Origin of the sequence: Bifidobacterium pullorum subsp. gallinarum (genome assembly GCF_000741215.1) — a bacterium.
Taxonomy (GTDB): Bacteria; Actinomycetota; Actinomycetes; order Actinomycetales; family Bifidobacteriaceae; genus Bifidobacterium; species Bifidobacterium pullorum_B.
On the sequence record NZ_JGYX01000005.1, the window covers coordinates 284,133 to 297,690 of the forward strand.

The following is a 13,558-nucleotide window of genomic DNA, read 5'->3' on the forward strand; positions in this document are numbered from 1 at the left end:
GATTGCCAATATCACCGTCCTAGCCTACCCAGCCACTGCACCGACATGACGCAGCATTCCGGATTCCCACCATTTTCCCAGACAGCATGCAGAGATTTTGGTCAGTCCGCAGCCATCCGCCCATTTGTGAGGGTTCGGCGGAAAAACCGCGTCCGCAAGCCGCTTTTCGCCTCAAGCGCTACGGATTCTCAGGGGCGGCTACTACCTTGGACTTCATGGTTTCACAGACTCGTACCGCCAAACGCACGCCGGCCGCACGCCATTTCGGCGGCGGCATCCACCGTTCGCACGGCTCGAAGGGCCCGAAGCCGAAAGGCAAAAGCAAGCACCTCATCCTCAAATGGGTGCTCGGCATCACCGGCGCCCTGCTGGCGCTCGGCATCGGCGCGTTCGCGTATCTGTACGCCACCACCGAGATCCCCCAGCCGGAATCGATCGCCGTGGCGGAGAACACCACGGTGTACTACGCCGACGGCACCACCCCCATCGGCACGTTCTCGGAGCAGAACCGTGAGATCATCGACTGCTCGGTCCTGCCCGACTATGTGGGGCAGGCCGTCGTGGCCTCCGAGGACCGGTCGTTCTACACCAACCGCGGCATCGACCTCGTCGGCATCGCCCGCGCGTTCTGGAACAACCTGACCACCGGATCCAGGCAGGGCGGTTCGACCATCACCCAGCAGTACGCCGAGCGCTATTATCTCGGCGAGACCACCTCATACCTCGGCAAGGCGCGCGAGGCCATCCTGGCTCTCAAGATCGCGCAGGCGCAGGACAAGGACCAGGTCCTGTGCAACTACATGAACACCATCTATCTGGGACGCGGCACCTATGGCATCCAGGCCGCGGCCAAGGCCTACTTCGGCAAGGAAGCCAAGGACCTGACCGTAGCCGAGGCGGCCATGCTCGCCGGCATCATCCCCTCCCCGTCGTCCTGGGACCCGGCCGTCGACCCCGAACAGGCGCAGGCCCGGTTCACGCGCGTGCTGCGCATCATGCAGGAGGACGGCTACATCACCGCCCAGGAACAGCAGGAGGCCCAGTTCCCGCAGACCATCGAGTACACGCAGCAGAACTCCTATCAGGGAGCGAACGGCTACCTGTTGCAGATGGTACGCGACGAACTGACCGGCAGCGGCACGTTCAGCGCCGAGCAGCTGGACACCGGCGGCTACGCCATCGTCACCACCATCGACAAATCCAAACAGGATCTCATGTACTCGGTTGTCAGCCCCGCGCAGAACGGGATGCAGGGCGTGATTCCCGACGGCATGGAATTCGGCGCCATCTCCGTCAACGCCAAGGACGGGTCGATCATCTCCGTGTACGCGGGCGAGGACTACCTGTCCAAGCAGCTCAACCAGGCCACCCAGTCGGTGTATGAGATCGGATCCACCATGAAGCCGATGGCGTTGCTGGGGGCCATCCAGGAGGGCGTGAACCTGGACACCGTGTTCAACGGCAACTCGCCGCGCAAGTTCGACGGCATCACCGACCCGGTCGGCAACTTCGGCAACATGAGCTACGGCAACGTGAACCTGTACACGGCCACGGCGCAGTCGCTGAACACCGTCTATATGGACGTGCAGGCCAAGCTCGGCACCCAGCGCATCGCCGAGATAGCCAAGGAGGCGGGCGCCGAAAGCGACGCGCTGGACGGCACCAACCCCTTCACGGTTCTGGGCAACAACGCGCTCACCACCAAGGATGTGGCGCGCATGTACGCCACCATCGCCAACCAGGGCAACCGTCCGAACATCCACATCGTGTCCTCCGTCAAGAACACCGACGGCGAGGACATCTACAAGGCGCCGACCGACACCACGCAGGTGTTCGACGCGAACGACACCGCGCTGGTCACCAAGGCGATGACCGGCACCGTGCAGAACGGCACCGCCACCGAGGCCCTGGCCGTCGGGCATAACCTGGCCATGAAGACCGGTACCGCCAACGACTCCTACGCGGCCAGCGCTGTCGGGTTCACCCCGTCCGTGGTCAGCGTATTCGCCATGTGGTACCCGGATGCGAACGGCAACCCGCAGGAGGTCCCCGCATTCGGCGGATGGAGCGGCGGCAGCGACTACCCGGTGCATCTGTTCACGCAGTACATGACGCAGGCGCTGGCCGGCACCGACAACGAGACCTTCCCGAACGCGGTGGACCACGGCAAGGTTGGCGGCTCCGACGGCTCGTGGGGTCTGGGATCCCAGACCCTGCAGCAGATGCAGGAGGCGCAGCGGAAGGCCAAAGAGGAGGCCCAGCGCCAGGCCGAAGAGGAGGCCCAGCGTCAAGCCGAGGAGGAAGCACGGCGCCAGCAGGAGCAGGCCGAACAGGAACGTCTGGAATACTGCCAGAACAATCCGAACGATGTATCCTGCGGAGGCAGCGGCAACACAAGCGGCAACGAAGGCGCCGGAGAGGAGTCCGGAGACGGGTCCGAAGTCGAAGGTGGCGAGACGGACGACGATTCCGAGCAATCATAGTAGCCGCTGCCGGTTGTCGCCATGTACCGTAACCGACGCTGATATGGCACCTGCATATCAGAGGCTGTGCCAGCACAATTCCCGCGTCCATACCGACCTATGATGAGGCGGGGCCATCCTTCTCCGGGATGGCCCCGCCTCATTGTGTCAGAGTCCGGTATCAGAGCAACGCTTCCCTGACCCGCTCGTAGTCGGCGCGGGTCAGGCCGATCACGCCGCCATGCTTGGTGTGCGGCGAGAGGTAGTAGTCCTCCGCCTGCAACGGTCGCCAACCGGCGTCCAGATCGTCCGTGACCAGCGGCCGGTATCCGATCTCCGGGATCACGTCGACGAACAGGTACCATTCGTCGGCACTGTGCGAAGCGAACGCGGCCGGCCCCTCGACGCCGCCCGGGTCGCCGCCGACCGCGTACTCCGCGCCGATGCGGGTCTGCACGGTCGTCCACGGCGTCTCCGGCTCCCACCAGCGCGGGGCGTCGGTCGAATCCATCCAGATGCCGTTGCCGAACGCGTTGTCCTTGGTGATGCGGTAGGTCCGCTGTCCGCCGTCGGGCAACGGACGCTGGATCATCGTCGTGTCGATCGAGTCGCCGCCGGTGTCGATGAACACGCCGCCGTACTCGTAGGTGTCCTGCGTGAAGTCGCGGGTCACGCCCCACAGCACCTGCGGGCGCACGTCGGCGGTGGTGTGGTCGCGGTCGTCGTCGGGGAAGACGGTGCTCGACCAGTAGATGACGAAGGCGCCGCGGCCGCCGTCATGCCCCTCGGGATAGTAGTCCGGCACCCACAGGCTCTCGCAGGCCCAGGCCATGCCGAGTTCCAGCCGCGAACCGTCGGGGCGGCGGGCCACGTCGAGCGTATGCGGGCCGGTCCAGTGGATCAGGTCGTCCGACTGCCAGACCATGAGATCGGTGCTGCCGTGCCGCGACCAGTGGTGCCAAGACGACATCTCGCGTCCGCTGAGGCCTTCGGCGCCGCCGAAGACGCGCAGGTCGGTGGCGACGATGGTCCACACGCCGGTCTCCGGGTTGCGGGTGATGTGCGGGTCGCGCACGCCGGTGGTGCCGATGGTGGAGGTCAGGAGCGGTTCGCCGCCGTTCAGGGGGATCCAACGATGCGGATTGTCGCCGTCCGACAGATCCATGTAGATGCGTTCGGCGTAGCCGTCGGGGTCTTCGAGGAAGTGAACGAGCAGGTAGCCGTAGGGGTCGGTTGGTTGTGCTTCCATAGGCGCTCTCCCGTCTGTGAGGTGGGACGATGATAGATATAACGTTGTACTATTATACGACGCACTCGTGATGTTCAACGATGCGACACGCGTCTCTCCATCGTTGCAGCGAGAATCACTGCAACGATATAAACGTTGAAAAAACGCGAAGCTACAGCATAATCACAGTCGCGCACCGTATACTGTAGCGGTATCGCACACCACGCATCACCGTCACGACGAGGAGACGTCCATGACACAGCAACGACACGTCACCATGCACGACGTGGCACGCCGCGCCGGCGTCTCGGTCAAAACCGTGTCGAATGTGGTCAACGACTACCCGTTCGTCCGCGACTCCACGCGGGCCAAGGTCCTCGCCGCCATCGACGAACTCGGCTACTCGCTCAACATGACGGCCAAGAACCTGCGTCAGGGGCACAGCAACATCATCGGCCTGTCCATCCCCGACCCGCGGATGCCCTACTTCGCCGAACTCTCCGCGTATGTCATGGAGGAGGCGCGGGCCCGGGGCAAGCACGTCATCTTCAACCCCTCCGGCGTGGACCGCCAGACCGAGCTCGACGTGCTCCACGGCTCGTTCAGCACCCTGACCGACGGTCTGATCTTCAGCCCGCTGCACCTGAACACCAGCGACGCCGCCGACATCCACGTCGACTACCCACTCGTCATCATCGGCGAGCACCTGCGGCTCGACACCTACGACCGCGTCCTGACCGAGAACACCACCGGCTTCCGCAACGCCACCGCACGACTCATCGAACTCGGATGCCGGCGCATCGCCATCATCGGCGTGCACGAGTGGGAGCAGGACTACGGCTCGTCGCCGTACCGTCTCAAGGGGTACCGGCAGGCGCTGGCCGCCGCGGGGCTGCCCAACGATCCGGCGCTTGAGATCCCGGCGGTCATCTGGTACCAGCCGGACGGCGCCGACGCGGTGGCCCGGATGCTGGACGGCGGCATCCGCCCCGACGGCATCGTCTGCATGAACGACCTGCTGGCGATGGGCGCGATGCAGGAACTGTCGCGCCGCGGCATCTGCGTGCCCCAGGACGTGAAGGTCATCGGCTACGACGATTCGACCGATTCGCAGTATCTCTCCCCCTCGCTGAGTTCCGTGGATCCGAACCTGCGGGAAGTGGCACGGATGTCGCTGGAACTGCTCTGCGACCGCATCGAGGGACGGGTGCCCGAAGAGGCGGGGCCCAATGGATACGCCGAAGTGGTGGTGCCGTCCAGGCTGGTGGAGCGCGAATCCAGCGCGCCCGATTCGTTGCCGTAGCGACCGCCCCAATTCACGGTGTTGCGAAGGTCCAAACAGTGAATTGCCTCACCCTGTAAACCGTTGGGCCGGTGCCGTCATTGCTGACGACACCGGCCCAACGGTATCGGAAGGAGGAAAGGAAGGGAAGAGGATTACTTCATACCGGTCATCGCGATGCCCTCGACGAACCTCTTCTGGACGAAGAAGAACACGATGAGCAGCGGCAGGGCGGAGATCAGCGCGCCCGCCATCACGACGCCGTACGGGGTGACCGAGGAACCGTGGCCCGTCAGCATCGCCAGACCGGCGGTGATGGTGCGGGTCTCCGGACGGGAGGTCATGATCAACGGCCAGAGCAGGTCGTTCCAGTTGCCCATGAAGTTGAACATGCCGACCGTCAGGATCGCGGGGATCGAGTTCGGCAGGACGATCTGGGCGAAGATGCGGAACTCGCCGGCGCCGTCGATGCGGGCCGCGTTATCCAGGTCCTTCGGGATCGAGATGAAGAACTGGCGCAGCAGGAAGATGCCGCCGACATCGGCCATACGCGGGATGATGATGCCCAGGTAGCTGTTGACCAGGCCCATGTCCGCCAGCAGCTTGTAGACGGGGATGAGCAGGGCCATGCCCGGGATCATCATCGTGGCGATCAGCACGCCGAGCAGCACGCCGCGGCCTTTGAAGTCCACGCGGGACAGGCCGTAGGCGGCCAGCGAGTCGAAGAACACCGAGATGATGGTCACGGCGCCTGCGAACACGATGGTGTTGAGCAGCTCGCGGCCGATCGGCAGACGGCCGAACAGATCGATGTAGTTGTCGAGGGTGAAGGCGCTCGGGATCAGCTTCGGCGGCCAGGTCTGGGTGATCTCGTTCGGCGTGAACGAGACCAGCACGACGATGATCAGCGGGAACAGCATCAGGATGGTGACCAGGATCAGCGCGAGATAGCTGAAGCCCAGACCGACGCGGCGGCGGGTCGTGGCCTTGCGGCGCAGACGCTCGTTCTCGGCGTTGATGCGCTTGTTCTCGGCCTCCTGCGCAGCGGAAATGGTTGCGGAGCTCATGCGATCTCCTCCCTCTCATGCTTGGCGTTGGTGTACAGCTGGATCAGGCCGACGATCAGCGTCATGATCAGCAGCACGTACGACAGCGCGGACGCGTAGCCGAGCTTGCCGTTGCCGAACGCCTCGGTGTAGATGCGGTACACGATGGTCTCGGTGGCGCGGGCCGGGCCGCCGGAGGTCAGGATGAAGACCTGGTCGAAGACCTGGAACGAACCGATGAGGCCGAAGATGACGACGTAGTTGAAGGTCGGGCGCAGGGCCGGCAGGGTGATGTAGCGGAACTTCTGCCAGGCGCTGGCGCCGTCGAGGCTGGCGGCTTCGTACAGCTCGGCGGAGATGCCCTGCAGGCCGGCCAGGAAGATGACCATGAAGTAGCCGAAGTTCTTCCACACCGTGATGAACACGATGGTGGCCATGGCGGTCTCGCGGGTGCCGAGCAGGTTCAGGCCCTCGATGCCGAACAGCTGGTCCAGCCAGTAGGGCACCAGGCCGAGGGACGGGGAGAGGATGAACTGCCAGGCGATGGCGGCCACGGTCAGGGAGATGACGAACGGCAGGAACATGCAGGTGCGGAAGAACCCGACGAACTTCAGGTCCTTGCGGTTGAGCAGCAGCGCAAACGCCAGCGCGACGATGACGACGATCGGCGCGTACAGCACCGCGTAGACGAGCGTGTTGATGACATCGGTCCAGAAATCGTCGCTCTGGAACAGGTCGATGTAGTTCTGGAAGCCGACGAACTTGCCGGAACGGTTGATGCGGTCGGTGGTCAGCGACGTGATGAACGTCTTGATCGCCGGATAGAAGACGAAGATGGCGAGCACGATGAGGGCCGGGGCGGTGAACGTCAGGCCGACGCGCAGGTTGCGGCGCGCGATGGCCTTCTTGTTCTGATGCGCCACTGCGGTGTGCTTGTTCGCCTTAGAAGATGCGGTGGTCATGCACTCCTCCAGTAAACGACTTTGTCTGGATGGAACGGGATAAGGCACGGCAACGGCCGCGGCTGGCGGAGCGCCGTCGGCGGCCGTTGCGTGTCAGGAGCGATCCGGATGGGCCGGACCGCGATGTTGGGGTATCCGGGGGCGATTACTCGGCGTACTCGTCGAGGTAGCCCTGGATCTTGGTCTCGGCCTCGTCGAGCATCGTCTGGATGTCGTCGTCGGTACGAGTGGTGTTGGAGGTCAGGGTGTCGATCGTGGCGATGATGTCGCCGAAGCCGCCCTTCAGGCCGGCCACGGCGATGAAGGACTGGTCGGTGTACTGGGCGATCTTCGCGATCAGCGGACGCTCGGAGAGCTCCTCCTCGGTGACGGTGGTGTTGTTCGGCGGGTAGGCGGAGCCGAGCGACCAGGTCACCTGGTTGTCATGGTTGTTGTAGAACTTGAAGAACTCGTAGATGCCGGGCAGCTTCTCGGAATCGCCGACCTGCGAGGTGACCCACCAGTACAGGCCGGTGGAGCCGGTGTTGGAGCCGGAGGTGCCGTCCGGGTAGACGTAGGTGCCATCGCCGGCCGGAACCGGGAACAGGTCGTGGGCGATGCCCTTGTCGGTGGCGGCCTGGTCCTCCCACGGGCCGACGATCACCATCGCGGACTGTCCGGACTCGAAGGACTCGCGAGCGGCGGTCTCGTCCATGCCGGGGATGGTGTAGCCACCCTTGTAGAAGTCACGCATCTTCTCCAGGAAGGCCTTGTTCTCCGGGGTGTTGATGGAGACCTCGCCGTCCACGGTGTACACGCCGCTGCCGTTGCCCTTGAGGAAGGAGCCCCAGCCCAGATCGGGCAGGGCGATGCCGTACTGCGTGCCGTCGGACTTGGTCAGCTTCTTGGCGACCTCAAGCAGCTGGTCCCAGGTGGTCGGGATGTCGGCTTCGGTCAGGCCGGCCTCGGCCCACATGTCGGTGTTGTACCACACGGCGGTCGGCGCGTAGCCCATCGGAACGGCGCACTTCTCCTCGGAGCCGTCGATGTCGAAGGTGATCTGGTCGACGACGTTCGGGATGTAGTTCTCGGTCTCGTTCTCCGGATCGTCATAGAAGTCGGTGACGCACTGGAAGGTGCCGTCCAGCGACCAGCCCTGGCCGTTGTCGGCTCCGGTGGTCACGAAGTCCGGGCCATCGCCCGAGGTGACCTTGGTGACCATGGTCTCGCCGATGGTCGACCACGGCTGCAGCTGGGCATCGATGAAGTACTCGTCCTGCGAGTTGTTGAAGTCGTCGACGATGCCTTCGAGGGTCTTGCCGTCGGCCTCGGAGAAGCCGTGCCACATCGTGATCTTGATCTTGCCGTCTTCGGTCTTCTCGACACCGCCGTTGGAGCCGCAACCGGCCAGGCCGAGCGAGGCGACCATCGTCAGCGCCACGCCGGCGACGAGGCTTTTCTTCATGTTCATGGATTTCTCCTTATCTCCTGGATTGATACCAGAACTGTATCGACGCTGCTCGAAGCTGCCAGGCCATATCACCATCCCACCGGCTTGCGGTCCACCGAACGGACGGTTTTGCGCCTTACAACACCGTTGTCTGCTGCTGTAGCCTCAACGCTTTTTGCAACGTTGTAATATGCATTGTACAGCGATTTCCATCGTTGTACAAGTTATGCGACACGCCGTGTAATACCAAGGCGGACGCAGGGTTGGCGTCGCTCACGGGGAACACCCCGGCGCCATCGCACTGCGGCAATCGACACCGACCGGATCTCCGGTCCGGTGCGGCGCATCTCGACGCCACCGTCACTGCAATGGACCGCGTCGGACGACCACCGGCAACCGCCAACTCGGATGCCGCCCCGTCGGGAATCGCGGGGACACCAATCGACCCCGGACGAAACGGCACCTTGCGAAAAGAGAGTCAGCCCACGGCTCCGCGGGCATCTGCGATCGCCGCCGACGAAACCGACGGCGGCGACATCAGTCGCGGGAGACGGGCGTGCCGGCCAGCGGACCACCGTCCGCAGGCAGCACCTCGGTCGAGGTCGGCGTCCACACGTCGTCGGGGGCGGGCACACCGAAGTCGGGACCGTCCTCGGTCCACCGCACCACGCCGACGCGGGCGTGACGGTTCGGATCGAACAGCGGGTCGCCCTTGATCTCGGTGTAGTTGCGGCAGTGATAGACCATCAGGTCCTCGGTGCCGTCCTCGCTCTTGGTGAACGAGTTGTGGCCGGGGCCGTACTGGCCGTTCTCGGCGCAGGTCTTGAACACCGGCACCGGGCTCTTGGACCAGCTGTTCGGATCGAGCAGATCGGCGCCGCGGTCGGCGGTCAACAGGCCCACGGCATAGGGAACGCCGGTGCCGGAGGCCGAGTAGGTGATGTAGATCTTGTCGTCGTGGAACAGGAACGCCGGCCCCTCGTTGACCAGGAAATCGATGCATTCCCAGTCGTACTCGGGCTTGGTCAGCATGACCGGCTCGCCGCCGAGCGTCCACGGGTTCTCCATCCGGGCGATGTACAGGTTGGAGTTGCCCGGGATATCGGGATCCTTCTGCGCCCAGACCAGGTACTGCACGCCGTCGATGACCTCGGTGGTGGCATCGAGCGAGAACGTGTCGAACTGGGTGACGACCTGGCCCTTCTCCACCCAGTTGTCGGTGGTCGGATCGGCGTCGGTGTTCTCGATCACGTACATGCGGTGCGTCGGCATGCCGTTGGGTTCGAACTCGCGCTCGGCGGCGGCATAGTAGATGTACCACGCGCCATTCACGCGGTGGAGCTCCGGGGCCCAGATGTACTTGCTCTGGGGGCCGGACTCATGCTTGCGCCACACGATGGTCTCGGGGGCCTTCTGCAGGTCGTTGATCGCGGAGGCGTGGCGGATCGCGATGACGTTGTACTCCGGGTCCGACGCGGTGAAGTAGTATTCGCCGTCGACCTTGAGCACCCATGGGTCCGCACGCTGAAGCACGATCGGATTGTTGTAAACAGCCATTGTTTCAACCTCATCAATCCATCGGTTTCGTTGTTTACAACGTTGAATATAGTCGATTTACATCGTTGGAACAAATCGGTCAGAGTGTCGCGGGACGATTGCCGGAGCCTTTGTTGCAGATACGCCGCCGTCATGCGACGGCACGCCCCCAGTCATCCGCTTCGCGTCCGTGTCGTCGCACGGCTATGACAACACGCCCTCCAGCCACTTGCCTCGCGTCCGTGTCGTCGCACGGCTGCGACAACACGCCCATGGGCCGCCCGCTTTCACGGTTGGATACGCCCCACAGGCGCAGCCACCGCCCGTCCGACTACAGCCGCAGGCCGCCGTCGGGGATCGGGCGTGTGGAGTTGCGCACAACCAGCGTGGAGGATACCTTGCGGAACACCGAGGTGCCTTCGGGGGCACCGAACGGCGAGACGCCGTCGATCCGGTCGCGCAACACTCTCACGGACAGCCGCGCCACGGCCTCCAGACCGGGGGCGATGGTGGTCAGCGACGGGGTCAGGTATTGCGAATCGTCGGAATTGTCGAAACCGATCACCGAGATGTCGTCGGGAACCCGGAACCCGTGCAGCTGGATCGAGTGCATGACGCCGGATGCGAGCATGTCGTTCAACGCCACCACGCCATCCGGCACCACGCCGGAGTCGAGCAGCATATTCATGGCGTGCAGGCCGTCATCACGGTGCCACATCTTCGAGGGCACCACCAACCGCTCGTCGTAGGGGACGCCCATCTCCTCCAGCGCCTCACGGTAGCCCTGCAGGCGCAGCGCCGCCGAGCCGACCTGCTCCCCCGGATGCGTGCCGACCACGGCCAGCCGTCGGCACCCGGTCTGCAGCAGGTACTTGGTGGCGCGCTTGGCGCCCTCGACGTTCTCGGTGGCCACATGATCCACCGTGTCGGTGAAGATCCGTTCGCCGATCAGCACCAGCGGATAGTCCACATCCAGCTCGGCCACGTCATCCTGCCCGAGCTCCAGCGGGCTGAAGATCAGCCCGTCGAGCATGGCCTGCTGCGCGCCGTGCAACGCCTCAAGCTCACCCTCGCGCGAGTACAGCGTGGGTTCCACGATCACGCGCATGCCCAGTTTCTTGGCCTCCTCGATGACCAGCGACGACAGCTGCGCGAAGTACGGCATCACCAGATCCGGCACGGCCAGGCCGATGATGCCCGTATGCCCGGTGCGCAGGTTGCGCGCCGTCACGTTCAGCGTGTATCCGAGCTTGTCGATCGAGGCCATCACCTTGTCCCGCGTGCGCGCGGACACGAACTGGTAGTTGTTCACCACGTTCGACACGGTTTTGACGGACACCCCCGCGTCCTCGGCCACGTCACGCATCGTCACGGCATGATCGCTCTCCTTGCGCGCCATCGGTTCCCTCCGTTCCGTACGCTCATTCATCTACAACGATAGTACAATCGGCCCGGCGCCGCCGTTGCGCGGACGCCGGGCCGATGGCTGCGATCCCGATCCCGTGGGTCACGCCACGGCGATCTCCATCACGACCTCGGCATACGCCGGGTCGAGTTCCTCGCAGGTCTCCACGTCCAGCAGCGGCATGCCCTCCGCGGACCAGTGCACGCGCCGCACCTGGGCGTCGCGCCCGCCATAGCGGCCGTTGACGTACTCGGCGTTGTGGAAGACGTAGATCATGTTGCCGTCCTCGTCGCGCGACCACATGCCATGACCGGTGCCGAGCTGCCACTGGCCGTTGTACAGCCCCGACTTCTGCAGCGGGTAGTCGAGCTTGGTCCAGGATGCCGGATCGGTCAGGTCCGCGTTCCGGCCGGCGGGCGCGGTCACCAGACCGGTGGTGTAGTCGATGCCGACCGACGATCCCGAGTAGATCAGGAAGATGCGGCCGTTGCGGATCACCGCGTTCGGCCCTTCGGCGATGAGGTTGTCCCAGGCGAATTCGGGGACCACGATCTGCCGGGGCCGGCTGGTCAGCCGCGCCGGGTTCGACGGGTCGAAGCGGGCGATCCACACGCTGCCGACCTGCTGCCAGGCGTAGTACCAGTTGCCGGAGTCGCCGATGACGGTCATGTCCAGGGAGATGAGCTGGACGGGGTTGAGGATGTCGCCCTCCGGCCCGAGGATCGGCTCGGGAACCGTCCAGTTGGCGGGCTCGCGCGGATCGAGGTCCAGGCCGGCCTCGTCCTTCTTCAGCTGCATGATGTGGCAGCGTCCGGTCCACATGTCGGGCTTGCCGGCGCGGTCGTTCGGGGTGCCGTCCGCGTGCGTGGGCTCGCCGTCGAAGCAGGGCATGAACAGGATGGACAGCCGTCCGTCGATGACGTGCAGCTCGGGCGCCCAGAAGCATCCGGTCATCGCGCGGCCCTCGGAGTTCAGGTCGCCGCGGACGAGCAGGTCGATCTCGCGCTCGCGTCCGCCGGCGGCGTCGGAGAGGCCCTCGATGGTGTCGGCCACGCGCAGCGGCATGTGGGTGCGGCCCTCGCGCGGGTCGATGCAGTTGCCGTCGGCGTCCTCGGTGGCGATGAACAGGAACATCGGCTTGCCGTTGAAGTTCCAGGCGAACACCGACGGGTCGGCGCGCTCGACGGCGAACGGCACCGGGTAGGTGGTCTGGCGGATGCGGCCGCGGATCGTGCGGCTCTCGCCCGGCTTCAGGCGGCCTTCCGCGGCGTCGTCGGCCAAGCGGGCGAGCGCGTCCGTGTCCCAGTCGACGGCGCGGGTGGCCTTGGAGCCGTCCGAGTAGGTCAGGTCGGCGCGGGTGTCGGCGAACCAGCGGACGGCCTCGCGCGCCTCGGGGCCGCGCAGCGACGCCATCAGGCTGCAGGTGGGCGCCGAGGACCCGGTGTTGTAGACGCGGCCGAAGCGTTCGATCAGCCGGGCGGCCTCCACGTCGCTGATGGTGATGACGTTGCCCGGCACCACGTCGTCGATGCCGTAGCACGCAGCGTCGTGCCGCACCGTCGCCGCATCGCGGTCCGCGCCGGCCACGGGCACGGTGCGGGCCACGGCGGATTCGATGTCGTCGACGACCGCATACAGCGCGTGCCCCTCGTCGTCGCGCCAGCGGATGACGTACTGCCCGGACTGCGCGTCGTATTCCACGCCCGGCCGGTTCACGCCGGCGACGGTGTCCAGACGGACCAGGCCGAGCTGGTCGTAGGAGGTCAGGTCGCGGCTGACCACGAGCAGGAACGCGGAGGCCTCGGACCCGTCGGGGTCGCCGCCGCGGGCGGTGCGGGTGGCGGCGACGGCGAAGCGGCCGTCCTTGAGGCGGAACAGGTAGGGGTCCTTCAGGCTTTTGAGGACGATGTCGACGTCCGGCATGACCGCGTCGACGTCGACGGCGGCGCTGGCGGGGCGGGGGGCGTCGAACCGGTCGGCCTTGAAGCGGCGCGCGGCGGTGCAGGCGCGGCGAGCGGCGGACGGCACGGAGGCGGTGGGCACGCCGGCGGCGAACAGGATGCCGTAGTTCTCGTTCAGCGGGGTCCAGGCGCTGTCGATGCGGGAACGCAGGGCAAGGTGCATGCTCAGGGCGATGTCGGCGTTGTTCGCCTCCTCGCGCTTGGTGGGTTTGCGCGTGTAGCACAGCAGGGAATAGGAGCAGGACAT

At 65.2% G+C, this 13,558-nt stretch carries 9 protein-coding genes; 2 read left to right on the top strand and 7 right to left on the bottom strand.

Annotated elements, in window-relative coordinates:
- Positions 1–215: 215 nt before the first annotated feature.
- Positions 216–2,483: a transglycosylase domain-containing protein gene (locus tag BIGA_RS06965; RefSeq protein ID WP_081929551.1), complete on the top strand. Its 2,268-nt coding sequence runs from the start codon at positions 216–218 to the stop codon at positions 2,481–2,483.
- 160 nt (positions 2,484–2,643) lie between these two features.
- Here the strand turns inward: BIGA_RS06965 and BIGA_RS06970 are convergent, their stop codons facing one another.
- Entirely contained in the window at positions 2,644–3,711 is a 1,068-nt protein-coding gene (locus BIGA_RS06970; RefSeq protein ID WP_033507899.1) for a glycoside hydrolase family 43 protein, read from the bottom strand.
- A gap of 232 nt (positions 3,712–3,943) precedes the next feature.
- Here BIGA_RS06970 and BIGA_RS06975 point away from each other — a divergent pair, with 232 nt between their 5' ends.
- Positions 3,944–4,993: a LacI family DNA-binding transcriptional regulator gene (locus BIGA_RS06975; RefSeq protein WP_033507898.1), complete on the top strand. Its 1,050-nt coding sequence runs from the start codon at positions 3,944–3,946 to the stop codon at positions 4,991–4,993.
- Positions 4,994–5,127: 134 nt separating this feature from the next.
- Here BIGA_RS06975 and BIGA_RS06980 read toward each other — a convergent pair whose 3' ends face one another.
- From BIGA_RS06980 to BIGA_RS07005, 6 genes are all read right to left on the bottom strand, one after another.
- Positions 5,128–6,039: a carbohydrate ABC transporter permease gene (locus BIGA_RS06980; protein WP_033507897.1), complete on the bottom strand. Its 912-nt coding sequence runs from the start codon at positions 6,037–6,039 to the stop codon at positions 5,128–5,130.
- Entirely contained in the window at positions 6,036–6,980 is a 945-nt protein-coding gene (locus BIGA_RS06985; RefSeq protein ID WP_033507896.1) for a carbohydrate ABC transporter permease, read from the bottom strand. Before BIGA_RS06985 ends, BIGA_RS06980 begins: the two co-directional genes overlap by 4 nt.
- Positions 6,981–7,125: 145 nt before the next feature.
- Positions 7,126–8,430 (bottom strand): ABC transporter substrate-binding protein, encoded by a 1,305-nt coding sequence (locus tag BIGA_RS06990; protein WP_033507895.1) that lies wholly within the window; start codon positions 8,428–8,430, stop codon positions 7,126–7,128.
- Positions 8,431–8,946: 516 nt separating this feature from the next.
- Complete coding sequence (locus BIGA_RS06995; RefSeq protein ID WP_033507894.1) at positions 8,947–9,966, bottom strand: glycoside hydrolase family 43 protein; 1,020 nt, start codon at positions 9,964–9,966, stop codon at positions 8,947–8,949.
- A 310-nt stretch (positions 9,967–10,276) separates the two neighbouring features.
- Positions 10,277–11,344 (bottom strand): LacI family DNA-binding transcriptional regulator, encoded by a 1,068-nt coding sequence (locus BIGA_RS07000; protein WP_033507892.1) that lies wholly within the window; start codon positions 11,342–11,344, stop codon positions 10,277–10,279.
- Between the two features lie 108 nt (positions 11,345–11,452).
- Positions 11,453–13,558 (bottom strand): family 43 glycosylhydrolase, encoded by a 2,106-nt coding sequence (locus BIGA_RS07005; RefSeq protein ID WP_033507890.1) that lies wholly within the window; start codon positions 13,556–13,558, stop codon positions 11,453–11,455.